Raw genomic sequence first — 26,381 nt, forward strand, 5'->3', positions numbered from 1 at the left:
CAAGCCCTCTTCAGGGGCATACGTGACCCCGCGTTGATTCAACTCATTGCGCAACAGCGCCCCTGCCGGTAGGTTCAGGATCAGTCCGCGTGATCTGGATCACAATTGCGATCTGACAGGGGTTTGGCAGTGGGCCTTAAAGAGCTGACACCACAGGAGCGTTCCGATGCGCTGGAAAAGGCGGCCAAGGCGAGGGCAGTCCGTGCCGCCGCCAAGGAAAGGCTTAAGCGCGGCGAGGTGAGTATCGCGGAGCTGATCTCCTCCGGCGCTACGGACGAGGCGATCGCCCGCATGCGTGTGGTGGAACTCCTGGAGGCGCTGCCGGGCATCGGTCCGGTCCGGGCGGCGGGGATCATGGCGGAGATTGGCATCGCCGGGTCCCGCCGCATCAGGGGCCTGGGAATTCACCAGGCCCGGGCGCTGGTAGATTTTATGGATACCCAGCAAAGCGTTTGACGCATCTCCCCGAAGGAATCCGTGAGCAAGAAACCCGGACTGACTGTCCTTGCAGGCCCCACTGCCGTTGGCAAGGGAACCGTTTCCACCTACATCAGGGACAACTATCCAGAGGTCTGGCTCTCCGTCTCGGCAACCACGCGGGCTGCACGTCCGGGTGAGCAGGATGGCGTCCACTACTTCTTCAAATCCGCCGAGGAGTTTGATTCCCTGGTGGCCGATGGTGAGCTGCTGGAGTGGGCTGTGGTCCACGGGCAGAACCGCTACGGGACCCTTCGCAGCACCGTCAACGCAGCAATTGCCGAAGGAAAGTCGGTCCTTCTGGAGATTGACCTCCAAGGCGCGCGCCAGGTCAAGGAGGCCGTTCCGGACGCCAATTTCGTGTTCCTGGCTCCGCCCACCTGGGACGAAATGGTCCGCCGCCTGGTGGGCCGCGGCACGGAAACTCCCGAGGAACAGCAGCGCAGGCTGGAAACCGCTAAACTGGAACTTGCTGCTGAACCGGAGTTTGACCACACCGTCATCAATGACGACGTTCGCCGGGCAGCGGACGAGCTTGTTTCACTCATGGGGCTTACCCCGCACCAGCGCTAAGCGCTTGCATTTGTTGGCCCGCTAAAATTTGGAGAATTCGTGTCCACGAACCTTGAAGGCATCATCAACCCGCCGATCGATTCGCTGCTTGAGGCTGCTGATTCCAAGTACGGCCTGGTCATCTTCGGCGCCAAGCGCGCCCGCCAGATCAACGCCTACTACGCACAGCTCCACGAGGGCCTTTTCGAGTACGTCGGCCCCCTGGTTGACACCAAGCTGAACGAGAAGTCGCTCTCGATCGCCCTGCGCGAGATCAACGAAGGCCTTTTGGTGTCCACACCGATCGAGCCCGCAGAATAAACAGGCTGCCTGTTGACGGAGGTCACGTGCGCATAGTCCTCGGAGTCGGGGGAGGGATAGCAGCCTACAAGGTTGCATCGCTCCTCCGGCTTTTTACTGAAGCCGGCCACAGGGTCACGGTCATCCCCACGGAAGCTGCCACCCGGTTTGTTGGCGTGGCCACGTGGGAAGCCCTCTCGGGGAACCCCGTGAGCAACAGCGTCTTCGATGACGTCGAGAAGGTCAACCATGTGCGTTTGGGCCATGAAGCCGACCTGATCGTGGTTGCGCCCGCTACAGCGGACCTTCTTGCCAAAGCCGCAACAGGACAAGCGGGCGACCTCCTCACCAACACCCTGCTCATGGCACACGGGCCGGTTCTTTTCGCCCCGGCGATGCACACGGAAATGTGGCTGCATGCCGCTACCCAGGGAAACGTCGAAACATTGCGGCGCCGTGGGGTGACAGTCCTGGAGCCTGCTTCCGGCCGTCTCACTGGATCAGACTCGGGTCCTGGCCGCCTGCCGGAGCCCGAGGCAATTTTTGCTGCGGCCATGGCGTTGGTCGATGCCCCGGCCGCAGAGACTTTGTCGACTTCGGCGGAGCTGCCCTTGGCTGGCCGGACCGTAACGATCTCCGCCGGCGGCACTCGGGAGGCGCTGGACCCTGTCCGCTTCCTGGGCAACCGTTCCTCCGGCAAGCAGGGAGCTGCCCTTGCTTCGGCTGCTTTGGCTGCCGGTGCAACGGTTCGGTTCCTTGCCGCGCATATGGACGTCGAGCCGCCGGCCGGCGTCGAGCTTGTCCGCGTTGAATCAGCCTTGGAGCTGCGCGAGGCAGCGTTGAAAGCGGCAGTTGGTTCCGACGTCGTCATCATGGCTGCCGCCGTAGCGGATTTCCGTCCGGCAGAGGTCTCGGACACCAAGATCAAAAAGGTCGACGGCGAGGACGCGCCCGTTGTGCGGCTGGTCCGCAACCCGGACATCCTGCAGGAGCTCGTGGAGCGGCGGAACGCCGAGGGCGGACGTCAGCTGATCGTTGGTTTCGCGGCTGAGACCGGCGATGCCCAAGGCGACGTCCTGGAGCACGCAACGGCCAAACTCAAGCGCAAAGGCTGCGACCTCCTGGTGGTTAATCAGGTGGGCATAGGCCGCGTGTTCGGCCAGGATGACAATTCCGTGGTGGTCCTCTCCGGTCACGGGGCCGAACCGCAGTCGGTCGCTGGCTCCAAGGCTGACGTGGCCGCTGCTGTGGTTGATCGGGTGGGCGTCGAGCTCACGCGTGTCTACCCGGCGTTGTAACCGAGCCCACACCCGGATTCTTAGCAAAGGGACACACGGCAGAAACCGCTGTCCCGCAACCCAGTAAGGTGGTCGAGTGACTTTACCGCTGCACCATGAACACCATGGCACCCCGTCCAAGCTCCGGCTCTTCACTTCAGAGTCGGTTACCGAAGGGCACCCGGACAAAATCTGCGACCAGATCAGTGATGCCATCCTTGATGCGCTCCTGGCTGCCGATCCCGAGTCCCGTGTGGCCGTTGAAACCATGGCCACTACGGGCTTGGTGCATGTGGCCGGTGAAGTCACGACTGACGCTTACGTCGAGATTCCCCAGATTGTCCGCGAGACCATCCTTGGTATCGGTTATGACTCATCGGCGAATGGCTTCGACGGCGCGCGCTGTGGTGTCTCGGTATCCATTGGCCAACAGTCCAACGACATCGCCGGTGGAGTCTTCAATTCGCTGGAGGCCCGTGAAGGCCGCCAGGAGGACGACTACGACCTCCAGGGCGCAGGGGACCAGGGCATCATGTTCGGCTACGCCAGTGATGAAACGGCCTCCTACATGCCCACCCCCATCTGGCTTGCGCACCGTTTGTCGGAGCGGCTGACTGAAGTCCGCAAGAACGGCGAGTTGGCGTACCTCCGCCCGGATGGGAAGACGCAGGTCACCGTAGGATACGACGGCGACCGTCCGGTTTCGGTTGAAACCGTGGTCATCTCCAGCCAGCACGCCGAGGAAGCCAGCCTGGAGCAGCTTCGGGCAGATCTCGCCAGCTACGTCATCGAGCCCGTGCTGGCGGCATCAAACCTGGATCTCTCGCGGACGGCGAACATCCTGAACCCTGCCGGCGCGTTCGTCATTGGCGGCCCTGTCGGCGACGCCGGCCTCACCGGTCGCAAGATCATTGTGGACACCTATGGTGGGTTCTCCCGCCACGGTGGCGGAGCTTTCTCCGGCAAGGATCCGTCCAAGGTTGACCGTTCAGCTGCCTATGCCATGCGATGGGTTGCCAAGAACGTCGTGGCAGCCGGACTTGCCAAGCGCGCCGAAATCCAGATCGCGTACGCCATCGGGCAAGCACGTCCGGTGGGAACCTACGTCGAAACCTTCGGCACGGAGACCGTGGATCCGGCACGCATCAGCGAAGCGATCAACGAACTCTTTGACCTGCGTCCCCGTGCCATCATCGATGCACTCGACCTGAAGCGGCCCATCTACGCCAGGACAGCAGCCCATGGGCACTTCGGTCGCGAGGAGCCGGACTTTACCTGGGAGCGGCTGGATCGTGTGGCGGACTTGAAGGAATACTTCAACGCCTGATTCCTTGGAGGATCGTCCGTAGCCGGACGCATCAATCCAGGATGTTGCAGTTTTGTCAGTGGCCTGTGGTTGGCTGGTGCCAGAGAGATGCCCGCAGCGGGTCATTCCCGCTGCGGGCATTCAGGGTTAATTGGGCATCCAGGGTCAATACTGCGTCCAGGAGCGGGAGGTGAAATCAATGGCAGGACACGAAGCCCAGTCCTCGCTGCTTCAACCCTCGTTGTTGCAGGGTTTTCCGGACCGTGCACCGGTCAACGGGCCGCCACTTGCAGCGGAAAATCCGGTGGCAAGGGTGATCCTTGAGTCATCATTGCCCCACTTGGACCGGCCCTTCGATTACAGCGTTCCAGCAGAGCTGAGCGAAGAGGCTTCACCGGGGGTCCGTGTGAAGGTCAAGTTCAACGGCCAGGAACTCAACGGCTACATCCTGGAACGGCGGGCAGACTCGGACGCTGCGGGGCCCCTCAGCACTTTGCACAAAGTGGTTTCACCGGTAGCTGTACTGACGCCCGCGGTCTCGGAACTGGCCAGTACCGTTGCTGCCCGATACGCCGGAACGCTGAGCGATGTCCTGCGCACCGCCATCCCGCCACGCGTTGCCAAAGTGGAGAAGGAACTGCTGGCAGGAGAACTGGCTTCCGGGGTCGCTGAGCTGAAGCCATTGACCGGTGGGCGGGCCTGGGCCAACTACTCCAACGGTCCGTCCTATCTGCAACACCTGGCCGGTGGTGGTTCACCGAAGGCTGTCCTCACCGCACTCCAGGGTTTCGGTCCAGGCGGCTGGCCGGCCCTGGTGGCCTCCGCCGTGGCAACTGTCAGGTCCTCGGGGCGTGGCGCAGTGGTGGTTGTGCCCGACTACCGCGACCTTGAGCAACTGGAAAATGCTTTGGCCAAGGTTCTTCCGTCAAGCGACATCGCGCGGCTGGCTGCCGATGACGGCCAGACGCCCCGGTACAGGAATTTTCTCCGGCTCTTGAGCGGCTCCGCCGGTGTTGCTGTTGGAACCCGTTCGGCTGCCTACGCACCCGTCCAGGATCTTGGGCTGGTGGTCTGCTGGGACGACGGCGACGACCTCCACATTGAACAACGGGCTCCCTACGCGCACACCCGGGAGGTCCTGCTGCTGCGCGCCGAGCAGGCGAACGCGGCGTGCCTGATGGCCTCGCACAGCCGCAGCACCGAACTCCAGCGGCTGGTGGAGATGCAGTGGGCTGTGCCCATTGAAGCGCCCCGGACGGTTGCCCGTTCCATAGTTCCCCGGGTCCTGAACACCGCTGACAGTTTTGAGCAGGAACGCGATCCCCTGGCAAAGATCGCCCGCTTGCCAGGTGCTGCCTGGCGTGCGGCAAAAGAGGCCTTGGAGCGCGGACCTGTCCTGGTACAGGTAGCGAGGGCCGGATACGCTCCCTCCTTGGTCTGTGAGACCTGCCGCGAATTGGCACGCTGCAACGCCTGCCAGGGCCCACTGGCAATGTCCAGCGGCACCGCAATACCGGCCTGCAAGTGGTGTTCCACTCCGGCTCCCCAGTGGCGGTGCACCCACTGCAGTGGAACCCGGCTGCGGAAGGGAGCTACGGGTGTCATGCGGACTGCGGAGGAACTGGGGCGCGCCTTCCCCGGCAAGGCTGTGGTGACGTCCTCCGGTGAGCACATCAAGGCAACCGTGCCTGACGCCCCTGCCTTGGTGGTGGCAACTGTGGGCGCCGAACCCATCGCACCCCATGGCTATGCTGCCGCCTTGCTGCTGGATGGCAATTCGCTGCTACGAAGGGAAAACCTCAGGGCCGGCGAGGACACCGTCCGGCGGTGGTTCAATGCCGCTGCCTTGGTAAAGCCGGCCCGTGAGGGAGGCCTTGTGGTCATCACCGCTGATGACACAGCAGCCACCGGGGCGTTGCTGCGGTGGGATGCGCCCGGTTTCGCTTCCAGGGAATTGGCGCTGCGTAAGGAACTTCAGCTACCACCGGCTGTCAGGGTGGCCTCAGTGACCGGTGCCAGGGCCGACGTCGCGCATTTTGCCGAAGCATTCGACGCCGGCACTTCGCCGGGAACCAAGCTTCGCAGCGCAGGGCCGGCCCCGGTGCAGCTGTTCAGCGGCAGCCAATCCCCGGTGGCTGCCGCCGAGGCGGAGGTCAGGACGCTGTACTTCATTCCATATGCCGACGCCGCGGAAACCACCCGGGCCATGCGGGCCTTGAAGGCAGCCAACGCCGCCAAGCGCACGTCCGGTCCGGTGCAATTGCGGCTCGACGGCGTAGACGTTCTCTGACCTGGGAAGTTACGTCCGGCTCCGGCGAAGGGCCACCACTTCCTCGGCTGCGGCCAATAGTTGCCGCGCCGACTCGTCCCAGTTGAATTCTGACGCGCGTGCGGCTGATGCCCGGGACCGGCGCTGCCACAAACCGTCATCGCCAAGTGTTGTCACGGCGGCGGCGAATTCTTCGGGTGATTCGGGGTCGACGTAGCTGACGGCGTCCCCACCCACTTCCCGGAAGATCGGGATGTCGCTGGCGATGACCGGTGTTCCCAAGGCCATGGACTCCACCAGCGGCAAACCATAACCTTCGGCGCGTGAAAGGCTGATCAACGCCGTCGCCCGCAGAAGGAGTTTGTCGTATTCGGCATCCGTAACGCCATTGTGGAAAATGACTTTGGCTCCCGCCGGAACAATGGCCTCCAATTCAGCCTTCCGATCGGGGGTGATCCGGCTGAGCAGGTGCAGCGTGTAATCCTCCAGTCCGGCCATGCCCCGGATCATGGTTTCCACGTTCTTGTAGGGCATGAAGGAGCCCATGTAGAGCAGTGCCTTGTCGGCGCCGGCCTCGGGGTCCCGGGGCTGCTGTCCGGGTTGGGGGGCATTTCCCACAATCCGCACCGGGCGTTTGGTCAAGGCGTACTTGGCCATGAGCGCTTCGGTGGTGCGGCTGATCGTGGCCACGATGTCCGCCCGGTTCAACAGGAGCCGCTGGGGCCAGAACGCCTTGTGGTAGAGCCTCCACAGCAGTCGTACCGGTGCGGGGAGGAAGCCTGGGGGAGCCGGGTGTTCATAGTAGATGAGGTCATGAAGCGTGAGAACCAGTCCGTAGCGGCGTCCAAGGGTACCCATGGTCTGCATGGGGCACACAACAACATCGGCACCCAACGGATTGACCTTACGGGCCACGAACAGCTCCAGCGGCGACAAAGGGCTGTTGACCATTACGTAGGGGACTTCCGGCAGGAGTGCCAGTTGGCGCTTGTCGCTGATCAGCATGGTGACATCGGCTATTTTGGACGTTGCCGCTATCAGGCTGGAACCGTAGCGGCTGATGCCATCGTGGTGGTCCGTTCGGGTAAAACGTGCGTCGATGACAATTTTCACGCGGGGTGTTCCTCCAGGAAGGTGCGGATTGCTTCAGCCGCCGGAACCGGCGTTTCGTAGTGGATCAGGTGCCCGACGCCGGGAATCACTTCCAGCTTTGCATCAGGGAGCCGCTTCATGAGTTTGTGCTGGTTGGGAAGAGTAGCGATCTCATCTTTTTCGCCGGCGACAAGGAGTACGGGGAGAGTGAGCTGTTCCGCGACTTCGGCCACGTTGCCGGAGACGGAGGCCTTGAATGATTCAAGCAGGCTCTTCCTGTCTGAGAAGGCACTGAAGTAGGCATCGTGTTGGCCATGGATGAAACGGCGAAGGGCTTTGTCCTTGGTTTTGGCCATGGTGATGCTCATGATGCGAACGATCACCCTGTTGCGAAGAATCGCCTGTCCGAGGCGGGCCGGTAACTTGGCGGACGCCTGGTAGTACAGCACCGCAAGCTTGGTCATGATGCCCTTCGGCCCCTCCAATGCCGGCGCAGCAATGGGGTTGATCAGGATCAACGGATAGACCGTGCCGGGATTCGCAGCGGCGAAGTGGCTGGTGACGATTGATCCGAAGGAGTGGCCCAGCAGGACAGTTTTGCTGTCCAGCGCGAGTGCGGCCATGAAACCGGAGATGAACTTCCCATAACCCTCAACGCTGTGTTCGCCCTCGCTGAAGGGCTCCGAGCTCCCGAAAGCGGGCAGGTCCGGCATGATGATCCGCATTTCCGGGAGCTGGTCCGCCACACGGAGCAATCCGTGGTGATCTCCACGGAATCCGTGAATCACCAGGATGGTGCGGGTTTCAGGGGTGACAATGACCGGTTCGTAGGTCCAAAAGGCCACCTTGCTGCCATCGACGTCCACCTCGGAAGCCACAGTCCGTCCTGGCAGGGCAGCGCTGAAGAACGCGCCGGCTGCTTGCGTCCCGTCGGGGGAGTTTGCGGTGTCCATTTTCGCCATGCAATTGTTCCTAGTTCACGTTGTCCGGGTGTGACCCGGTTCGGTGGTGGCGCTCGAGGCCGGCGATGCCGTCCAAATCGGATGCGTCCAAGTCAAAATCGAAGACGGCCAGGTTTTCCTTGATGCGCCCGGCTGAACTCGCTTTGGGAATCACCAGGTTCCCGATCTGGAGATGCCAGCGGAGAATAACCTGCGCCGGGGTCCTGCCGTACTTTTCGGCCAGCGCGATGATGGCCGGATCAGCCAACACCTGTCCACGTCCGAGGGGACTCCACGCCTCAGTGCGGATGCCCAGTTGTTCGTGGAGGGTACGCAGCCTGGTTTGCTGCAACCATGGGTGCAGCTCGATCTGGTTCACTGCGGGGACTACTTCGGCCTTGCCCATCAGCTCTTCAAGGTGGCCGGGCTGGAAGTTGGAGACGCCAATGGCCCGCACCTTACCCTCCCTGTAGAGGGTTTCCATCGCTTTGTAGCTTTCCACGAAGAGTCCCCGCCCGGCACACGGCCAGTGGATGAGGTAGAGGTCCACGTAGTCAAGGCCAAGGTTTGCCATGGAGGTATCAAAGGCCCGCAGTGTGGCATCGTAGCCCTGGTCATCGTTCCAGACCTTGGTGGTGACGAAGAGATCTTCGCGGGCCAGTGCGTGTACCGATTCGCCGGAGCCGCCGGTACCTCTGTTGGCTTCCGCGGCATCGCCGATGGCACCTCCGAGGGCGCGGCCCACTCCTACTTCGTTGCCGTACATAGCGGCGGTATCGAACCGGCGATAGCCCTCGCCCAAGGCCGTGGCAACCAAGGCCTCAGCGTCCTTCGCGGGAACTTTGTAGAGGCCGTATCCCAAGCGATCCATCTGTACGCCGTTGTTTAGTGCCAGCCTGTTCGATGCCGGCGTGGAGGGGGATCTCATAGCAACGACTCTACCCATTCCTTGCACGAATGCTTCAGGAGTGGCCGTTGAAACTGACAAGTCGCCGTGCCGAGGCTTCGTCCAGGATGAGGTCCGTAGCCAGCCCGGCGGCCAGTGCGCCTTGGAGGCCATTGATTTTGGAGGCCCCTGAAACGACGCAGATGCGGCGCCTGACCTGCCGCAACTGGTCGTGGCTGGGCCCGGTGGACCTCGCGTTCAGCGTGATGCCGTCCGAGGACCCGTCGCTTCGAAAAAACACTGTGGCGACGTCCCCCACCACGTCATCGGCGGCCAGGACGGTGAGATCGTGTTCATCAAGGTATCCGCCGGCATAGACGTGGCTGGGATAGTCCGAATCCACCGAACCGACGCCGAAGATCGCGATGCTCATGCGGGCCTGCAGATCAAGGATGCGTTGAACGCTGCGCTCATTCCACATGGCCGTTTTGGTGGAGGCGTGATCGAAGAATGCGGGAACCGGGAACTGCTCCACCCGGGCGCCGTAGGCGCTGCCGAAGCGCCGCATGATGTCGCTGGCGTAGGTGATTCCGGTGGTTTGCATGTTTCCGGCGCCGTTGAGCTGGACCACAATGCTGTCGTGGGTGACCTTGCGGGTGAGGTGGCGGCTGACCGCGCTGAGGGTGGCGCCCCACGCAACGCCGATGATTGCGTTCGAGTCCACCAATGGCCCAATTGTGCGGGCAGCCTGCATGGCCACGCGGTCCAGGGACTCTGCTTCATTCAGCGTGTCAAGCACCGGGACCACGTGGACATCGACTCCATATTGGTTCCGGATCTGGCTTTCCAGCTCGGGTCCGGTATCGAATGGGCTCCTGATCTGGACCTGCACCAGGCCGGTTTCGCGGGCGGAGGACAGCAGCCGGGAGACGGTGGATCGGGAGGTCCTCAGTTCGCGTGCAATGGCATCCATGGTCAGATCCTGCAAGTAATACATCTGTGCAGCCCGGAGCGCATCCGAGTCACGTGATCGCGCCATCTCATTTCCTTCCTGCACGTTTGTGCAAATAGCTTGACTCCATTTTCCACCTTCGCAAGATTAGTGGTGAACGGTGCAGCAGCGATAGGCGCGGCGCACGAACCAAGCCCAAGGGAGCAGTTTTGGGACACAACAGGATTTCCGGTACCTCACAACACGCACAGCAGCGCGACTCCGTCGTTGCACTGCAGGAGCGGCCCACGGCAAAGGTACTCATCATCGGCGGAGGCATCAACGGCGTGGGAACGTTCCGCGATCTTGCCCTGCAAGGTGTGGATGTCGCCCTTGTTGAACGTGGCGACTACTGCCAAGGTGCCAGCGGCGCCTCTTCCCACATGATCCACGGTGGCATCCGCTACCTCGAAAACGGTGAATTCCGCCTGGTCCAGGAATCCGTGGTTGAGCGCAACAGGCTCCTGCGGATCGCCCCGCACTACGTCAAGCCACTGCAGACCACCATCCCCATCTTCAGCACCTTCTCCGGAATCCTCTCCGCACCCATGCGTTTCCTGACCCACAAGCAGGGCAAGCCCAAGGAACGCGGAGCCTTCCTCATCAAGGTGGGCCTGAGCATGTATGACTTCTTCTCCCGTGACGGCGGAAGCGTACCCCGCCACCAGTTCCGCGGACGTACCAGGGCCCTCGCGGAGCTTCCCAAGCTTCACTCGGGGATCAAGTACGCGGCAACCTACTTCGATGCCTCGGTCCACAACCCTGAGCGCCTGACCCTCGATGTCCTCCAGGATGGCGAGAAGGCAGGTCTTGGCGGCGGCCTTCCCGGTGGAAGTGCCCGCGCCAGCAACTACGTCTCCCTCGTTTCCATGGGGCAGGACGGGGTCCTGCTCCGTGATGAACTCACCGGCAGGGAGTTTGAGTTCCAGGCAGATGTGATCGTCAACACCACCGGTGCCTGGGTGGACCTCACCAACCAGGCCATGGGCGCAGTCAGCAAGTTCATGGGCGGCACCAAGGGCTCGCACATTGTCCTGGATCATCCGGAACTACTTGCCGCCTGTAACGGCCGGGAAATCTTCTTCGAGCACACTGACGGCCGCATCGTCCTGATCTACCCCATGGGGGACCGCGTGCTGGTAGGCACCACGGATGTGGACGCAGATATGTCCGAAGACGCCGTCTGCACCGAAGAAGAGATCGACTACTTCTTTGACCTCGTCGGGCATGTGTTCCCCACCATCAAGGTGGAGCGGGACCAGATCGTCTACAGCTTCGCAGGCGTCCGTCCGCTGCCCCGCCACGACGAAACCCAGCCGGGCTTCGTCTCGCGTGACTACCGCATTGAGCGCAGCGTCCGCACCGGTGACGGTGCGGTGGCAACGCCAGGCGGCAAGGCCGCCGTCGTACTCAGCCTGGTAGGCGGCAAGTGGACGACGTTCCGCGCCTTGGCCGAGCACATGACCAACGACGTCCTGCGCGAACTGGGCATGGAGCGCAAAGTCTCGACGGCGAAACTCGCCATCGGTGGAGGCGCCGGCTTCCCTGCCACTGAACAGGGCGAGCAGGAATGGATCAAGAAGCACATGGGTCCGGGCCTGGACGCAGACCGGGTTGCCGGGCTGCTGACACGTTACGGAACCAGGGCCGAGGCGGTCATTGAATACCTCAACGCAGGACAGGACCAGCCGTTGCGTTCCACGCGCGAACTGAGCGTCCGTGAGCTGGCATTCATGGCAGAGCATGAGCAGATCGGGCACCTCATTGATGTCCTGATCCGCCGGACATCCCTGGCGTTCCGTGGCCTGGTTACCGGCGAGCTGCTCAACGAGATTGCTGCTGCACTGGCCGAACCGCTGGGCTGGGACGCTGCTGCCCGGGAAGCCGAAATCCGCCACGCCCAGGACGTACTGAAGCGCTTCCACAAGGTTGACGTTCACAGTCTCGTAGCCTGAGCCGCAACAGCGCTTAACAGCTTGACCGTCCCTGCGTGCGGCAGGGACGGAAGAGGGCAAGTGGTCCCGACGGGGGACCACTGCACCGGGACGGTTCCCCACACCGGAACCGTCCCAAACGGCCTCGTCACCCGCGAGGGGGCCGACAACAGAAAAATGAGGAGTCAAAGATGTCTCTTGGAATTGTTTTCCTTTCCGAAGTATTCGGAACCATGATGCTGACCCTGCTGGGTTGCGGTGTCGTGGCAAACGTCGCGCTCAAAGGCACCAAGGGCAACAACGCCGGGTTCCTGATGGTGACGTGGGGCTGGGGTATTGCGGTCTTCGCGGGCGTTTTTGTGGCTGCAAAGTCCGGCGCGCACCTGAACCCGGCCGTGACGTTGGGCCTGCTGGTCAATCAAAAAGCAGAATACGCCCCCGGCGTTCCCGTGGATTTCGCGTCCACCCTGACCTACTTCGGCGCTGAATTGCTGGGCGCCTTCCTGGGTGCCGTAGTTTGCTGGCTCGCTTACAAGCAGCACTTCGATGAAGAACCCCTGGCGGCGAACAAGCTCGGAACCTTCTCCACCGGTCCGGCCATCCGTTCCACCCCCTGGAACCTCGTCACCGAAATCATCGGCACGTTCGTCCTGGTCTTCGTCATCCTGACCTTCGGCGGCACCCCTTCGGGCCTCGGGCCGCTGGCAGTAGCGCTGCTCGTGGTTGGTATTGGTGTTTCCCTCGGTGGACCCACCGGCTACGCCATCAACCCTGCCCGTGACCTCGGCCCGCGCATTGCACATGCCCTCCTTCCCATCAAGGGCAAGGGCAGCAGTGACTGGGCCTACTCCTGGATCCCTGTCGTGGGACCGCTGGTTGGTGGCGCACTTGCAGGCCTCGTGGCCATGTGGGTTCCCGACATCATGCCCGCGATCGCCGGCTGATCCGCCCCACTCGACCGCACACACCCTCATTCACCACCAGCAACCAGTAACGATTAGAACCCAGACAAGGACGTCACCATGAATCAATACGTCATCGCCATTGATCAGGGCACCACAAGCTCCCGCGCAATCGTCTTCGACCACTCCGGCAACATCGTCTCCACCGGCCAGATGGAACACGAGCAGATCTTCCCCCAGGCCGGATGGGTTGAGCACAACCCCGCCGAAATCTGGAACAACACCCGTGAGGTCATCGCCTCGGCGCTGTCCAAGGCGAACCTGACCCGGCACGACATCGCCGCTGTCGGAATCACCAACCAGCGCGAAACTGCTGTGGTGTGGGACAAGAACACCGGCGAGGCTGTCTACAATGCCATTGTTTGGCAGGACACCCGTACCCAGCCGATCGTTGACCAGCTGGCCCAGGATGGCGGGCTCGAACGGTTCAAGCAGAAGGTCGGCCTCCCGCTGGCCACCTACTTCTCCGGCACCAAGATCAAATGGATCCTGGACAACGTCGATGGCGCCCGCGAACGCGCCGAAGCCGGTGACCTCCTGTTTGGCAACACCGACGCCTGGGTCCTGTGGAACCTGACCGGCGGAGTGGACGGCGGCGTCCACGTCACCGATGTCACCAACGCGTCCCGCACCCTCTTCATGGACCTTGAGACGCTCCAATGGGACCAGGAAATCCTGGATGTCTTCGGCGTTCCTGCCTCCATGATGCCAACCATCAAGTCCTCCTCCGAGGTCTACGGCCAGGTCCACACATCGCAGCTTCTGCGCGAAACACCCGTGGCCGGCATCCTGGGAGACCAGCAGGCAGCAACGTTCGGCCAGGCGGCCTTCCAGGCTGGCGAAGCGAAGAACACCTACGGCACTGGCTGTTTCCTGATCTTCAACACTGGCGAGGAAATCGTTCACTCCAAGAACGGACTCCTCACCACGCTGGGATACAAGCTCGGAGACGCCAAACCGCACTACGCGCTTGAAGGCTCCATCGCGGTCACCGGCTCCTTGATCCAATGGCTCCGCGACAACCTGGGCATGATCAGCTCCGCCCCGGAAGTAGAGGAATTGGCTGCCGGTGTGAAGGACAACGGCGGCGTTTACATTGTCCCCGCCTTCTCGGGCCTGTTCGCACCGTACTGGCGCGCAGACGCCCGCGGCGCCATCGTTGGACTGACCCGTTTCGCGAACAAGGGGCACATTGCCCGGGCAGCCTTGGAAGCAACTGCCTTCCAGACCCGGGAGGTGCTGGACGCCGTCAACGCGGACTCCGGCGTTCCGCTCACCGAGTTGAAGGTCGACGGCGGCATGGTCGCCAACGAGGCCCTCATGCAGTTCCAGGCCGACATCCTTGGTGTACCGGTGGTCCGGCCGAAGGTTGTGGAAACCACTGCCCTGGGCGCGGCCTACGCAGCCGGCCTGGCCGTCGGATTCTGGAAGGACCTGGGCGAGCTCAGCGCCAACTGGAACGAGGACAAGCGTTGGGAACCGCAGCTGCCGGCAGAGGAGCAGGAGCGCCAGCTGCGGCTCTGGAAGAAGGCCGTAACCAAATCCATGGATTGGGTCGACGAGGACGTTAAGTAGTTCAAAAAAGGGGCCGATGACTCCCGCCTGCCCGCTTCGCGGTGCCCACCACACCATGGCGGGGAGTCATCGGCCCCTTTTTCGACGTTTGGCGATGCGCCGCCAACCATGATTTGCCGGTGAGTGGATGGATAATCGTGCGCTATTGTAGATCTATGCGTGCGATCCTTCTGCTTAGCTAGCCGCCCGGCTTTATTTAGCCGTGCGGCCGCCCCTCCATTGTTGAGGGGCTTTTGTGTGTCCGGGACCTTCCGGTCCCATAGCAGGAGTCAAAACCGCCACCAAAGAACAGAAGAGGGCAGCAGTGAGCGTTCAGCCGGAGACAGAGACCGGAACAGCACAGGCAGCCGCAGCTGAAACGCCTGAAGAGGGCGTCTACAGCTTCGCTGCGATGGAAGCCAAGTGGCCGCAGGTCTGGGAAGACCTCAAAGTCTTCACGCCGGCCGACGACGGTTCGCGGGAGCGCCGCTACGTGCTTGACATGTTCCCCTACCCTTCCGGCGACCTTCACATGGGCCACGCCGAAGCCTTTGCCATGGGCGATGTGGTTGCCCGCTACTTGCGCCAGAAGGGCTTTGACGTCCTGCACCCCATTGGCTGGGACTCTTTTGGCCTGCCTGCTGAGAATGCTGCGATCAAGCGCAACGCGCACCCCAGTGAGTGGACCTACGCCAACATTGATACCCAGGCGGCCTCGTTCAAGCGCTATGCCATCTCTGCCGACTGGTCACGCCGCATCCACACCTCGGATCCCGAGTATTACCGGTGGACCCAGTGGCTGTTCAAGCGCTTCTACGAACGTGGCCTCGCCTACCGCAAGGATTCACCGGTCAACTGGTGCCCCAAGGACCTCACGGTTCTGGCAAACGAGCAAGTTGTCAACGGCGCTTGTGAGCGCTGCGGCACGCCTGTTACCAAGAAGTCCCTGAACCAGTGGTACTTCAAGATCACCGACTACGCAGACCGCTTGCTGGAGGACATGGACCAGCTGCAGGGCCACTGGCCTGAACGCGTTCTGGCAATGCAGCGCAACTGGATCGGCCGCTCCGAAGGCGCCCACGTGCGGTTCGTCATCGAAGCCACCCAAGACCGGGCCGAGCGCGAAGTTACTGTCTTCACCACGCGTCCGGACACCCTCTACGGTGCTACGTTCTTCGTGGTCGCAGCTGACGCGCATTTGGCTTTGGACCTGGTCACCCCGGAACAGCACGACGAACTCATGGCCTACCGCGAGAAGGTCAAGGCACTCTCGGAAATTGAGCGCCAGTCCACTGAACGTGAGAAGACCGGCGTCTTTACCGGCCGCTACGCCATCAACCCCCTCAACGGCGAGAAGCTCCCGGTATGGGCCGCTGATTATGTGCTGGCCGACTACGGCACGGGTGCCATCATGGCCGTGCCTGCGCACGACCAGCGTGACCTGGACTTCGCCAAGGCCTTCAACCTGCCTGTCCGGGCAGTGCTGGAGACCGGTGCCGAGGATCCTGCAGAGACTGGCGTAGCCACTGCCGGCGAAGGCACCCTGAAGAATTCCGGTGACCTGGATGGCTTGTCCAAGTCCGAGGCAATTCCGGCTGCGATCCAGATCCTGGAGAAGCTCGGAACGGGCGAGAAGTTTGTCAACTTCCGGTTGCGTGACTGGCTGCTGAGCCGCCAGCGTTTCTGGGGCACCCCCATCCCCATCATCCACTGCGGTGAATGTGGAGAAGTGCCCGTCCCCGATGACCAGCTGCCGGTCAGGTTGCCCGATAACCTGCGCGGTGAGGCGTTGTCGCCGAAGGGAACCTCCCCGTTGGCCGCCGCCGTCGAGTGGGTCAACGTGGAGTGCCCCAATTGTGGCCGGGCCGCCCAGCGCGATACCGACACCATGGACACGTTCGTGGACTCGTCCTGGTACTTCCTGCGCTTCGTCTCTCCTGACTACACCGAAGGCCCGTTCGATCCCGAAAAGATCAACAACTGGATGCCGGTGGGACAGTACGTGGGCGGCGTCGAGCACGCCATCCTGCATTTGCTGTACGCGCGCTTCTTCACCAAGGTCATCAAGGACATTGGCCTGATCGAAGCCAACGAACCGTTCACGGCCCTGCTCAACCAGGGCCAGGTGCTCAATGGCGGCAAAGCCATGAGCAAGTCCCTGGGCAACGGTGTGGACCTGGGGGAGCAGCTGGACAAGTTCGGCGTCGACGCCGTGCGCCTCACCATGGTCTTCGCCTCCCCACCGGAGGACGACGTCGACTGGGCGGACGTCTCGCCGTCGGGTTCGGCAAAGTTCCTGGCCCGGGCCTGGCGGCTGGGCCAGGACGTCAGCAGTGAGCCAGGAGTAGACCCGGCAACTGGTGACCGCGCCCTGCGCACAGTCACGCACAAGACCATTGCCGATGCCGCGGAACTGTTGGACAACAACAAGTTCAACGTTGTGGTGGCCCGTCTGATGGAGTTGGTCAACGCTACCCGCAAGACCATCGACTCAGGTGCAGGTGCAGCGGACCCCGCCGTTCGCGAAGCGGTGGAAGCCGTTGCAGTGATCCTGAGCCTCTTTGCGCCATACACGGCCGAAGACCTCTGGAACACCCTCGGCCACCCGGCTTCAGTAGCCAACGCAGGCTGGCCCACGCACGACGACGCGCTGCTGGTGCAGGACACCGTTACCGCTGTGGTTCAGGTCCAAGGCAAGGTTCGCGACCGCCTGGAAGTTTCGCCGGACGTCACAGAGGACGAGCTCCGTGAGCTCGCTTTGGCCTCCGAAAACGTTCAGCGGGCCATGGACGGCCGCGGCATCCGCACCGTGATCGTTCGGGCACCTAAACTGGTGAACATCGTCCCTGCCTAGCGGGGATTGTGCGGTCGCCGGCACTGTGCCGGCGGCCGGCCATCATCTTTGGAGGTTGCGTGCCTGAGCGAGAACCACCCGCATGGATATGGCTCAAGGAAAGAGTGGCGCGCCTCAGGCAGCCCACAGCGCCGGCTCCAGTGGCTGACGTGCCGCTGGCCGCCGTCGTCAAGACTGCAGTCGTCACTGACTCCGCCGCTGCCCTGCCGCCGGACTGGGTATCGGCCTTTACCGCTGACGGACGCCTTGCAGTGGTTCCCATGCCGGTCATGGTGGGCAACGAAATTTACGGCGAGGGCGAGGACGACATCACCCAAACCCTGTCTTTGGCTCTCGCCTCGGGCGCCTCGGTCAAGACGTCGCGGCCATCACCCGGGCAGTTTGAACAGGCCTACCTTGCAGCCCAGCGCCGCGGTTTTGAATCCGTGGTGTCCATTCACATCTCCTCCGAACTCTCCGGAACCGCCGATGCCGCCCGCCTGGCTGCAGCCCGTGTCGGCATTCCCGTTGAGGTGGTGGATTCCCGAACAGTGGGTATGGCGCAGGGCATGGGGGTCCAGAGCGCGGTGGTTGCCGCCGCTGATGGACAGGAATCAGGGGAAGTCCGCGGGTTCGCCGAGCGGCGCATGGAGCGCACCAAGGTCTATTTCTACGTTCCCAGCCTTGAACAGTTGCGCCGTGGAGGCCGAATCGGTGCCGCTGCATCTCTTTTCGGTACGGTTCTGGCGATCAAACCTATATTGGCGGTCGACGGCGGCAAGATCGTTCCGTTGGAAAAGGTCCGTTCCGCTGTGCGCGCCATCGCCCGGTTGGAAGAGATCGTTGCTGCGGATGTCGCATCACGTCCGGCTGGGCAGCAACGCCTGGCAGTTCACCACTTTGGCAATCAGGTGGAGGCCGAAGCCCTGGCTGCAAGGCTCAATGAGAAATGTCCCACGTGCCCGCCGCCCCAGATCAGTGCCCTTCCGGCTGTTCTGGCTGCGCATGCGGGCTTGGGCGTTCTGGCGGTCATTGTGGGGGAGAGCAGCACGCCGTCGGACTGATTCGTCCCTCTTATCCACATAGCGCCTTTGGCCCCGGCAGTCATCGGATTGCCGGCAATAGGCTCGTTGTATGCCACGCCGGAACCGGGATGCGTCCCCAGATGCCGCAGCCCAGGCAGCACGGCAGCGCTTTACTTCCCGAATGGCGGGCGGCAGTCCGAGTTCTCCATTGCTGGAACTGCCAGGCACTGATCTGCTCTTTTCCGGTCGTGATGAGGAAGAGCAGGACGCCTCGGTTCGCGGTCCCCGCCTTCGGTGGCGGACACCCTGGCGAGTGGCCGTACTCCTGGCCATCGTAGGGTCAGGGCTCATTGCGTGGTCTATATGGCAGTCGTCAATGGACCGGCCATCATCAGAACAGCTGGATCCTTCTGCATCTGTTGGCCCTGCTGTTCCGGATTCCTCAGAACCAACTCAGTCAGCAGCCACGGAGCCACAGGGGAGTCTCCTTGTTCATGTCGCGGGAGCCGTCAATAAGCCCGGTGTCGTTTCGTTGCCGCTCGGTAGCCGCGTCTTCCAAGCCATAGATGCCGCCGGAGGTGCAACTCCCGAGGCTGAACTTTCCGGGCTGAACCTTGCCGAGGTGCTTAGCGATGGAGTTAAAGTGGTTGTTCCCGTGGCGGGGGAGGCCCCGAATGCTGCCCCCTCCCCGCTTGAAGGCAGCGGTGCCGCTACCGGCAACTCGAGCGGCAGTACAACCAAGGTCAATATCAACACAGCCACCTTGGAGGAATTGGGGACTTTGCCTCGGGTGGGTCCAGTAACTGCCCAGCGAATTCTCGACTGGAGGAAAGAGCACGGAGCCTTCGCATCGGTGGACGAACTGGACGCCATAGATGGGATCGGACCCAAGCTCATGGAGTCACTGAAGGAGTTGGTGACGGTGCAGGGTGGCTGAGTCTGCCGGAGGTCCGGAAACGGGAAAACGCCTGGACCTGAGGCTGGTGCCGGTGGCGGTGATCACCTGGTCAGCTGCGCTGATGGGTTGCTTCAGTGATGCAGTCTGGTCTGCTGTGTTGGCGGGTGCCCTGGGCTTGCTGGGAGGGGTGCTCCTGGTTGTGGGACATCGACAAAGGCCTTCCGGACAAAGGCCTTCCGGACTAAGGCCCAGAACTCTGTTTGCCACACTCGCCCTCGCATGTGTGCTGGGCGCCGCTGTTGGGGTTCATTGTGCTGTCATTGCAGACAACCGTGAGAAGGGACCACTGGCCCCGGCAATGGCAGCCGATGATGGGGTCCTCGTCCACATACTCATCACGGGCAGCCCCGCACCGGCGCCTGCACCGGGGCATTCCAGTGACGGCAGGTGGACGGTTGATGCGAGCCTGATAGATCTCACGTCCAACGGGAGGGTGGTGCGTGGAACTGCCGACATCGTTGTGACGGGTGGTGCTGCCTGGCAGAATGTGCGGGCGGGGCAGAGCGTCAGAACAACCGGAACGCTGAAGCAGGTGCGGGAGGGGCAACCAGAAGCAGCGCTTCTCAGCGCGTCCTCTGCTCCTGTCGTGACGGACTCCGGGTTCGATGCCAGGCAAACTGCGGCCGACGTCAGGAAACGGTTTGTCTCCGCTGCTGACTGGCTGCCTCCGGATGCGGCGGGCTTGCTTCCCGGAATGGTGACAGGCGACACCAGCGCCTTGCCGGAAAGCCTGGAAACGGCCATGAAGACCACGGGAATGACGCACCTAACGGCCGTTTCGGGAGCCAACTGTTCTCTTATCCTAGGTGGCTTCATTTTGTTGGCGCGGTGTTTTCGGCTTCCACGCCCGGCAGCCGGGATCTTTGCAGCATGCGGCCTCTTTGCCTTTGTCATGATGGTGGGGCCGGATCCAAGCGTCTTACGGGCCGCAGTCATGGGGGCGGTGGGATTGGCTGCTTTGACGGGTGGTCTGCGTGGACGTTCCTTGACTTTCCTCTGCCTCGCCACAACCATCCTGCTACTGCTGGACCCAGCAATGGCCGCCAACGTGGGGTTTCTGCTCTCGATCCTGGCGACGCTCGGAATTGTGCTGCTTGCGGCACGCATCGCGTCGTGGATCCCTGACTGGGTACCACGGTGGTTGGCTGCCGGCATTGCCGTGCCGTTGTCTGCGCAGCTGCTGTGCGGCCCCGTGATCATAGCTCTTCAACCACAGTTCACAACGTTCGCTCTGATTGCCAATGTCGTGGCCGGTCCTTTGGTAGCGCCGGTAACAATCTTCGGTACGATCGCCGTGGCTCTGGCCACTGCACTGCCCTGGCTCGCGGTGGTGCCCATCGCTGTCGCCGGGACCTGCGCTGGGATGGTTGCGGGAGTGGCACGGTTCTTTTCCGGATTACCCGGAGCTGCTCTGGCCTGGGCCGAGGGGCCCGTTGGGATAGCGGCAATGGTGCTCTCCTCGGTGGTGACACTCCTGGCCGTATGGATGGCGCTGCACCCTGCAGATGTGAAGCGTCGCGTCATGGAACTGCACGGGGTTGTTGCAACGCGACTCGATTCTCTGTTGGCACCCCGGGAGCAGGGCACTACCAAACATGGCAGACTTGAATCCTGCAAAGAAACGTCCGGAAGGAACCACCTGTGGCTGCTGCCCAAAACACCCGGGCCAAGAGCGTCGCGGCGAACACCGTCAGTTGGCGGGATGCGGCACCGGCCGCCGTCGTCCTGATCATGGGACCGGAAGATTATCTCGGTATCCGGGCCATCGACGCCATCCGGACCCAGGTGCGAGGCACCACCCCTGACGTCGAGCTCAGCCGGCTGAACGCAGCCTCCTACGAGGTCGGTTCCCTGGCGATGACCGTCACGCCGTCCCTTTTCGGTGAGGGCAAGCTGATTGAGGTCGAGGGCCTCGAGTCCATGAATGACGCCTTCCTCGCGGACGGGCTGGCCTATCTCCAGCATCCGGACCAGGACGTCGTCCTCGTGTTGCGCCATGCCGGAGGGGTGCGCGGCAAAAAGTTGCTCGATGCCGTGAAGTCCGCCGGCTGGCCCGTCATCGATTGCCAGCCGCTGAAGAAGGACTCGGACAAGACAGCATTCGTCGTCTCGGAGTTCAGTGCTGGAGGCCGCCGCATTGAGGGCGAAGCTGTCCAGGCGCTGGTGAACGCTGTGGGCGCCAACCTTTCCGAGCTGGCAGCGGCGTGCAACCAGTTGATCGCCGATGCCACTACCGCTGTGACGGCGGAGACCGTGGAACGCTACTACGGCGGCAGGGTCGAAGCAACGGCATTCAAAGTGGCGGATGCTGCGATGGCCGGGAACGGGCCGGTGGCACTGTCGACCCTGAGGCACGCCCTTGCCACGGGGGTGGACCCGGTTCCCTTGGTTGCAGCGCTGGCGGCCAAGCTGCGGACGTTGGCAAAAGTTGCGGGGGCCAATGGTTCGCCAGCGACCATCGCAAAAAATTTGGGAATGCAGCCCTGGCTTGTTGAGCAGGCACAGCGGGACGTCCGGCGGTGGACCCCAGAGGGTCTGATCCGCTCCATCCAGGTCATCGCGGAAGCGGACGCACAGGTGAAGGGCGAGTCGCGGGACCCCGTGTACGCCGTGGAACACGCCGTGACGGTGATTGCGACCTCGGCAAGTCGCCGCTGAGGTCCGGCATGCGTTGTCGCCTGGCCGTTTCCACGGCAGGTTAAACCCAAAGGCCGGCACCCGATGGGTGCCGGCCTTTTGATCAGCTCAGTCGAACTGTAAAACCTTAGAGTGCGTTGACCTTCTTGGAGATCGCCGACTTGCGGTTTGCAGCGTTGTTCTTGTGAATAACGCCCTTGCTGACAGCCTTGTCCAGCTTGCGGCTGGCAGCAGCAAGTGCAGTTCCAGCAGCATCCTTGTCAGCAGACTCAACGGCAGTGCTTACGGCGCGGATGGCCGTCTTCAGCTCGGACTTGACTGCGTTGTTACGCAGGCGTGCCTTCTCGTTGGTGAGGATGCGCTTCTTCTGGGACTTGATATTAGCCACGTATGAACTCTCTTTTTAATGCGGAAATGGTCTAGAGGGTTTTCAGGTTGGCCATCGACTGAGCGGCGTGGGGATACCTATGGCAGCCAACCATGTGGGGCCGTCGACCTGCACGGACACACAGCTATAAAGGATAGCAGAAAGTTGCACTCAACACAGAACCGCGGGTGAAAACCGTCTACTCTCGCGCCTGGAGGGCCCGGGCAACCTCCCGGAACCGGGACTTCCCCAGGACGGCCCCTTCGCGTCTGATCGCACCGGGATCCAGCCTGATGACGCGCCCAATGTTGACCTCGCTCGGTCTGCCTTGCCGGTCCCAAGGGCCGGTTCCTATGTCGACGTAGTCGTCCGAACGCGCGCCTTTATCGTGGTCCTTGGACGTCAGCATCAGGCCCAGGAGCCACTCCTTGTCCCGCCCCACCAAAAGGACGGGACGGTCTTTGCCTTGGGTGTGGTCCTCTTCGTAGGGAACCCAGCTCCACACAATCTCACCGGGGTCTGGCCGGCCATCGGGTTTGGGGGAGTAGCTGACCTTGAGCGAACCGCGGAAGTCGCCGGGATAGGCGCTTTGCCGATGTACGACGTCGGTCCGCAGGGCCTTCGTCCTGCCGGCACCTGGGGGAGTGGCTGCTTTAGTGCTGTTGCCGCCGAGGGCCCTGAATGATCGCAGGAGAAGTTTGCCCAAAGGGCGCAAGTCGAAAGCCATGTGACCACGCTACAGCGGCGTGCTGCCAAGGCCGGGCATGCAATGTACGGCGAAGCCCTGGTTCATGGGAGACTAGAGGATCAGATGCGTGGCGTGTTCCGGCTGGCCTATGCCCGGTTCCAGGAATTGCCGCGTGAGTGTCGACAGTAAGGATCCTGCGTGTCTCCCATGGCCCGCACCGCACCGGTGCCCGCCGCAACAGATCCGGCCATCATCCGGAACTTCTGCATCATTGCCCACATTGACCACGGTAAGTCCACCCTGGCCGACCGCATGCTGCAGTACACCGGCGTCGTTAAGCAACGCGACATGAAGGCCCAGTATCTGGACCGCATGGATATCGAACGTGAACGCGGCATCACCATCAAGTCCCAGGCTGTCCGCATGCCGTGGGAACTTGATGGCAACAGCTACGCCCTGAACATGATTGATACCCCCGGCCACGTCGACTTCACCTATGAGGTTTCCCGCTCGCTCGCCGCTTGTGAAGGCGCAGTGCTGCTGGTGGATGCTGCCCAGGGCATTGAGGCCCAGACCCTTGCCAACCTGTACCTGGCAATGGAAAACAACCTCACCATCATTCCCGTGCTGAACAAGATCGACCTTCCGGCTGCCCAGCCTGAGAAGTACGCGGCAGAACTTGCCAATCTCATTGGCGGAGACCCTGAGGATGTCCTCAAGGTCTCCGGTAAGACCGGCGTAGGCGTTGAGGCCCTTCTGGATAAGATTGTCCGCGATCTTCCTGCTCCCGTGGGCGATCCCGATGCTCCGGCCCGCGCCATGATTTTCGACTCCGTTTATGACACCTACCGCGGCGTGGTCACCTACGTCCGCGTGGTGGACGGCATGCTCCACCCGCGTGAGCGCATCCAGATGATGTCCACCAGGGCCACGCACGAGCTCCTGGAAATTGGCGTGAGCTCCCCGGAGCCCACGCCGTCAAAGGGCCTTGGCGTCGGTGAAGTCGGTTACCTGATCACCGGTGTGAAGGATGTCCGGCAGTCCAAGGTCGGAGATACCGTCACCAATCTGGCCAAGCCGGCGTCAGAGTCACTCAGCGGTTACGCTGACGCAAAGCCGATGGTCTTCTCCGGCCTCTATCCACTGGATGGAACCGACTACCCCGTGCTTCGCGACGCCCTTGAAAAGCTGATGCTCAACGATGCCGCTCTGGTCTACGAGCCCGAGACGTCCGCGGCACTGGGCTTCGGATTCCGCGTGGGGTTCCTCGGCTTGCTGCACCTGGAAATCACCCGTGAGCGCCTTGAGCGTGAGTACAACCTGGACCTTATCTCCACAGCTCCCAACGTGGAGTACGAGGTGACCCTGGAAGACAAAAAGGTCATCCACGTCACCAACCCCAGTGAGTACCCCACGGGCAAGATCTCCGAGGTTCGCGAGCCGATGGTTTCGGCCACCATCCTGGCACCCAACGAGTTTGTAGGGTCCATCATGGAACTGTGCCAGAGCCGCCGCGGCCAGATGCGCGGCATGGACTACCTCTCCGAGGACCGCGTGGAGCTCCGTTACTGGATTCCGTTGGCCGAGATTGTGTTCGACTTCTTCGACCTCCTGAAGTCCAAGACCCGCGGCTACGCCTCGCTGGATTGGAAAGCCGACGGCGAACAGGTTGCAGACCTCGTCAAGGTGGACATCCTGCTGCAGGGTGAACAAGTCGATGCCTTCAGCGCCATCACCCACCGGGACAAGGCTTACGCCTACGGTGTGATGATGACCGGCAAGCTCCGTGAGCTCATCCCACGGCAGCAGTTCGAGGTTCCCATCCAGGCGGCCATCGGATCGCGCATTATTGCCCGCGAGAGCATCCGGGCCATCCGCAAGGACGTTCTTGCCAAGTGCTACGGCGGTGACATCACCCGTAAGCGCAAACTTCTGGAAAAGCAGAAGGAAGGCAAGAAGCGCATGAAGATGGTGGGCCGCGTTGAGGTGCCCCAGGAGGCATTCATCGCAGCCCTGACCACCGACGAGTCCAAGGACAAGGCCAAGAAGTAGATGCCCAGCGTCCTACCTTTGGGCGATCCAGCACCTGCGGACGGACTTCTTCCGCCGCAGGTGCTGGCCGGCGTCGAGCACCGTAAGTTCGGGCTCTACGTCCATATCCCGTTTTGCGCCGTTCGATGCGGCTACTGTGACTTCAACACCTACACGGCCACCGAGCTCGGTGGTGGGGCCTCGCAGGATGCCTACGCTTCAACAGCAGTGTCCGAGCTTGGCTTCGCGGCTATTGCGCTGGAGGCCTCAGGGCTGCCACGGCGCCCAATGAGTACCGTTTTCTTTGGCGGGGGCACGCCCACGCTCCTCCCTGCCGAAGACCTGGCCCTGATTCTGCGCTCCGCGGTCAACCACTGGGGGCTTGAGCCCGGAGCCGAGGTAACCACCGAAGCCAATCCCGACTCGGTGACCCCTGAGTCCTTGAAAGTGCTGGCCGATGCCGGCTTCACCCGGGTCTCCTTCGGCATGCAGTCAGCGGTACCGCACGTGCTGAAGGTCCTTGACCGCACGCACAGCCCCAGCCGGGTGCCGCTGGTGGTCCAGTGGGCCCGAGAGGCCGGGCTCGCAGTGAGTCTGGACCTCATTTACGGTACGCCGGGGGAGTCCATGGAGGACTGGCGGTTGTCCCTCGAGACGGCTCTTTCCTATCAGCCCGATCACATCAGTGCCTACGCATTGATCGTCGAAGACGGCACCAAACTCGCGGCCCAGATCCGCCGCGGTGAGGTACCCGGAATCGACGACGACGATCACGCGGCCAAATACGAGTTGGCCGATGAATTGATTTCCAAAGCCGGCCTGGACTGGTACGAGGTCAGCAACTGGTCCCGGACTCCGGAGCAGGCATGCAGGCACAACCTGGCCTACTGGCGCGGTGACGACTGGTGGGGCGTCGGCCCTGGAGCGCACTCCCACGTTGGGGGTGTCCGCTGGTGGAACGTGAAGCATCCTTCGGCGTATGCCGGACGTTTGGGCAACGGAAGCTCGCCGGCAGCGGGCCGGGAAACACTGGATGCCGAAACCCGGGAAGTCGAACGGATCATGCTCGAAGCCCGACTTGGCACAGGGTTGTCAGTAGATGCCCTGGACGCGGTGGGGCGCCATGCAATGGCCGGGCTGATCGCCGACGGACTGGTGGATCCCGTGCAGGCCTTCAAGGGCCGCCTGATCCTTACGCTGAAGGGCCGCCTCTTGGCGGACGCCGTGGTCCGCAGGATTCTTCCCGACTGATGCCTGGTTGCCCAGCTGATGCCTGTTTGCCCGGCTGACGCTTTCGCACC

22 protein-coding genes and 1 pseudogene are annotated in these 26,381 nt (G+C 62.4%); 17 read left to right on the plus strand and 6 right to left on the minus strand.

The window, feature by feature from the left end; translation table 11 throughout:
• Window positions 1–129 precede the first annotated feature (129 nt).
• The 6 genes from mihF (at window position 130) to AC6JA3_RS09905 (ending at window position 6,202) form a co-directional block, all read left to right on the plus strand.
• Entirely contained in the window at window positions 130–456 is a 327-nt protein-coding gene (gene mihF, locus AC6JA3_RS09880) for an integration host factor, actinobacterial type (RefSeq protein WP_172323238.1), read from the plus strand.
• Window positions 457–477: 21 nt separating this feature from the next.
• A complete protein-coding gene (gene gmk / locus AC6JA3_RS09885) occupies window positions 478–1,050 on the plus strand; it encodes a guanylate kinase (RefSeq protein ID WP_026540798.1) in 573 nt (190 codons plus the stop codon).
• A gap of 39 nt (window positions 1,051–1,089) precedes the next feature.
• A complete protein-coding gene (rpoZ, locus tag AC6JA3_RS09890) occupies window positions 1,090–1,350 on the plus strand; it encodes a DNA-directed RNA polymerase subunit omega (RefSeq protein ID WP_017197559.1) in 261 nt (86 codons plus the stop codon).
• A gap of 26 nt (window positions 1,351–1,376) precedes the next feature.
• Window positions 1,377–2,627: a bifunctional phosphopantothenoylcysteine decarboxylase/phosphopantothenate--cysteine ligase CoaBC gene (gene coaBC, locus AC6JA3_RS09895; protein ID WP_347783341.1), complete on the plus strand. Its 1,251-nt coding sequence runs from the start codon at window positions 1,377–1,379 to the stop codon at window positions 2,625–2,627.
• A 76-nt stretch (window positions 2,628–2,703) separates the two neighbouring features.
• A complete protein-coding gene (metK, locus tag AC6JA3_RS09900; protein WP_026540796.1) occupies window positions 2,704–3,933 on the plus strand; it encodes a methionine adenosyltransferase in 1,230 nt (409 codons plus the stop codon).
• Between the two features lie 178 nt (window positions 3,934–4,111).
• Window positions 4,112–6,202, plus strand: coding sequence for a primosomal protein N' (locus AC6JA3_RS09905; protein WP_347783342.1), 2,091 nt, complete (start codon window positions 4,112–4,114; stop codon window positions 6,200–6,202).
• A 9-nt stretch (window positions 6,203–6,211) separates the two neighbouring features.
• Here the strand turns inward: AC6JA3_RS09905 and AC6JA3_RS09910 are convergent, their stop codons facing one another.
• Genes AC6JA3_RS09910 through AC6JA3_RS09925 form a run of 4 tightly spaced genes read right to left on the minus strand, consistent with a single transcriptional unit; the run spans window position 6,212 to window position 10,139 of the window.
• Window positions 6,212–7,294 (minus strand): glycosyltransferase family 4 protein, encoded by a 1,083-nt coding sequence (locus tag AC6JA3_RS09910; RefSeq protein WP_347783343.1) that lies wholly within the window; start codon window positions 7,292–7,294, stop codon window positions 6,212–6,214.
• Complete coding sequence (locus AC6JA3_RS09915; RefSeq protein WP_431768480.1) at window positions 7,291–8,226, minus strand: alpha/beta fold hydrolase; 936 nt, start codon at window positions 8,224–8,226, stop codon at window positions 7,291–7,293. The genes AC6JA3_RS09910 and AC6JA3_RS09915 overlap by 4 nt, the downstream gene beginning before the upstream one ends.
• A 19-nt stretch (window positions 8,227–8,245) precedes the next feature.
• The gene (locus tag AC6JA3_RS09920; RefSeq protein WP_026540792.1) at window positions 8,246–9,142 is read right to left on the minus strand and encodes an aldo/keto reductase; all 897 of its coding nucleotides are present in this window, start codon (window positions 9,140–9,142) and stop codon (window positions 8,246–8,248) included.
• A 34-nt stretch (window positions 9,143–9,176) separates the two neighbouring features.
• The gene (locus AC6JA3_RS09925; protein ID WP_347783345.1) at window positions 9,177–10,139 is read right to left on the minus strand and encodes a sugar-binding transcriptional regulator; all 963 of its coding nucleotides are present in this window, start codon (window positions 10,137–10,139) and stop codon (window positions 9,177–9,179) included.
• A 122-nt stretch (window positions 10,140–10,261) separates the two neighbouring features.
• Between AC6JA3_RS09925 and AC6JA3_RS09930 the strand changes: the two genes are divergently transcribed.
• The 9 genes and pseudogenes from AC6JA3_RS09930 (at window position 10,262) to holA (ending at window position 22,015) form a co-directional block, all read left to right on the plus strand.
• Window positions 10,262–12,046, plus strand: coding sequence for a glycerol-3-phosphate dehydrogenase/oxidase (locus AC6JA3_RS09930; RefSeq protein WP_026540790.1), 1,785 nt, complete (start codon window positions 10,262–10,264; stop codon window positions 12,044–12,046).
• A 170-nt stretch (window positions 12,047–12,216) separates the two neighbouring features.
• Window positions 12,217–12,969: an MIP/aquaporin family protein gene (locus AC6JA3_RS09935; protein ID WP_223943187.1), complete on the plus strand. Its 753-nt coding sequence runs from the start codon at window positions 12,217–12,219 to the stop codon at window positions 12,967–12,969.
• Window positions 12,970–13,047: 78 nt separating this feature from the next.
• Entirely contained in the window at window positions 13,048–14,562 is a 1,515-nt protein-coding gene (gene glpK / locus AC6JA3_RS09940) for a glycerol kinase GlpK (RefSeq protein WP_026540788.1), read from the plus strand.
• A gap of 304 nt (window positions 14,563–14,866) precedes the next feature.
• Window positions 14,867–17,395 carry a leucine--tRNA ligase gene (gene leuS, locus AC6JA3_RS09945; protein ID WP_347783346.1) on the plus strand — a complete coding sequence of 843 codons (2,529 nt, stop codon included), beginning with the start codon at window positions 14,867–14,869 and terminating at the stop codon, window positions 17,393–17,395.
• Between the two features lie 8 nt (window positions 17,396–17,403).
• Window positions 17,404–18,438, plus strand: a complete 1,035-nt coding sequence (locus tag AC6JA3_RS09950) for a DegV family protein (protein WP_223943185.1) — start codon at window positions 17,404–17,406, stop codon at window positions 18,436–18,438.
• A 337-nt stretch (window positions 18,439–18,775) separates the two neighbouring features.
• Window positions 18,776–18,988: pseudogene (locus AC6JA3_RS09955) on the plus strand (SLBB domain-containing protein); the annotation flags it as partial.
• Window positions 18,989–19,042: 54 nt separating this feature from the next.
• Window positions 19,043–19,336 carry a ComEA family DNA-binding protein gene (locus tag AC6JA3_RS09960; RefSeq protein WP_347783656.1) on the plus strand — a complete coding sequence of 98 codons (294 nt, stop codon included), beginning with the start codon at window positions 19,043–19,045 and terminating at the stop codon, window positions 19,334–19,336.
• A gap of 319 nt (window positions 19,337–19,655) precedes the next feature.
• On the plus strand, window positions 19,656–21,086 hold the full coding sequence (locus tag AC6JA3_RS09965) for a ComEC/Rec2 family competence protein (protein ID WP_223943183.1): 1,431 nt from the start codon (window positions 19,656–19,658) through the stop codon (window positions 21,084–21,086).
• Window positions 20,999–22,015 (plus strand): DNA polymerase III subunit delta, encoded by a 1,017-nt coding sequence (gene holA / locus AC6JA3_RS09970; RefSeq protein WP_223943182.1) that lies wholly within the window; start codon window positions 20,999–21,001, stop codon window positions 22,013–22,015. Before AC6JA3_RS09965 ends, holA begins: the two co-directional genes overlap by 88 nt.
• A 106-nt stretch (window positions 22,016–22,121) precedes the next feature.
• Here the strand turns inward: holA and rpsT are convergent, their stop codons facing one another.
• Both rpsT and AC6JA3_RS09980 read right to left on the minus strand, forming a co-directional pair.
• Complete coding sequence (gene rpsT, locus AC6JA3_RS09975) at window positions 22,122–22,382, minus strand: 30S ribosomal protein S20 (RefSeq protein ID WP_026540782.1); 261 nt, start codon at window positions 22,380–22,382, stop codon at window positions 22,122–22,124.
• A 178-nt stretch (window positions 22,383–22,560) separates the two neighbouring features.
• On the minus strand, window positions 22,561–23,088 hold the full coding sequence (locus AC6JA3_RS09980) for a type II toxin-antitoxin system PemK/MazF family toxin (RefSeq protein ID WP_026546867.1): 528 nt from the start codon (window positions 23,086–23,088) through the stop codon (window positions 22,561–22,563).
• 159 nt (window positions 23,089–23,247) lie between these two features.
• Here AC6JA3_RS09980 and lepA point away from each other — a divergent pair, with 159 nt between their 5' ends.
• Window positions 23,248–25,101 (plus strand): translation elongation factor 4, encoded by a 1,854-nt coding sequence (gene lepA, locus AC6JA3_RS09985; RefSeq protein ID WP_026540780.1) that lies wholly within the window; start codon window positions 23,248–23,250, stop codon window positions 25,099–25,101.
• Window positions 25,102–26,331 carry a radical SAM family heme chaperone HemW gene (gene hemW, locus AC6JA3_RS09990; RefSeq protein WP_223943181.1) on the plus strand — a complete coding sequence of 410 codons (1,230 nt, stop codon included), beginning with the start codon at window positions 25,102–25,104 and terminating at the stop codon, window positions 26,329–26,331.
• Window positions 26,332–26,381 lie beyond the last annotated feature (50 nt).

The sequence above is a fragment of the Arthrobacter sp. TmtSoilC79 genome (assembly GCF_059739405.1).

Excerpts from the sequence above, each read along its gene's own strand:
- AC6JA3_RS09905 (WP_347783342.1), top strand. The coding sequence starts at position 4,112 with ATGGCAGGACACGAAGCCCAGTCCTCGCTGCTTCAACCCTCGTTGTTG.
- AC6JA3_RS09915 (WP_431768480.1), bottom strand. The coding sequence starts at position 8,226 with ATGGACACCGCAAACTCCCCCGACGGGACGCAAGCAGCCGGCGCGTTC.
- AC6JA3_RS09920 (WP_026540792.1), bottom strand. The coding sequence starts at position 9,142 with ATGAGATCCCCCTCCACGCCGGCATCGAACAGGCTGGCACTAAACAAC.
- AC6JA3_RS09925 (WP_347783345.1), bottom strand. The coding sequence starts at position 10,139 with ATGGCGCGATCACGTGACTCGGATGCGCTCCGGGCTGCACAGATGTAT.
- AC6JA3_RS09935 (WP_223943187.1), top strand. The coding sequence starts at position 12,217 with ATGTCTCTTGGAATTGTTTTCCTTTCCGAAGTATTCGGAACCATGATG.
- glpK (WP_026540788.1), top strand. The coding sequence starts at position 13,048 with ATGAATCAATACGTCATCGCCATTGATCAGGGCACCACAAGCTCCCGC.
- AC6JA3_RS09965 (WP_223943183.1), top strand. The coding sequence starts at position 19,656 with ATGGCAGCCGATGATGGGGTCCTCGTCCACATACTCATCACGGGCAGC.
- AC6JA3_RS09980 (WP_026546867.1), bottom strand. The coding sequence starts at position 23,088 with ATGGCTTTCGACTTGCGCCCTTTGGGCAAACTTCTCCTGCGATCATTC.
- hemW (WP_223943181.1), top strand. The coding sequence starts at position 25,102 with ATGCCCAGCGTCCTACCTTTGGGCGATCCAGCACCTGCGGACGGACTT.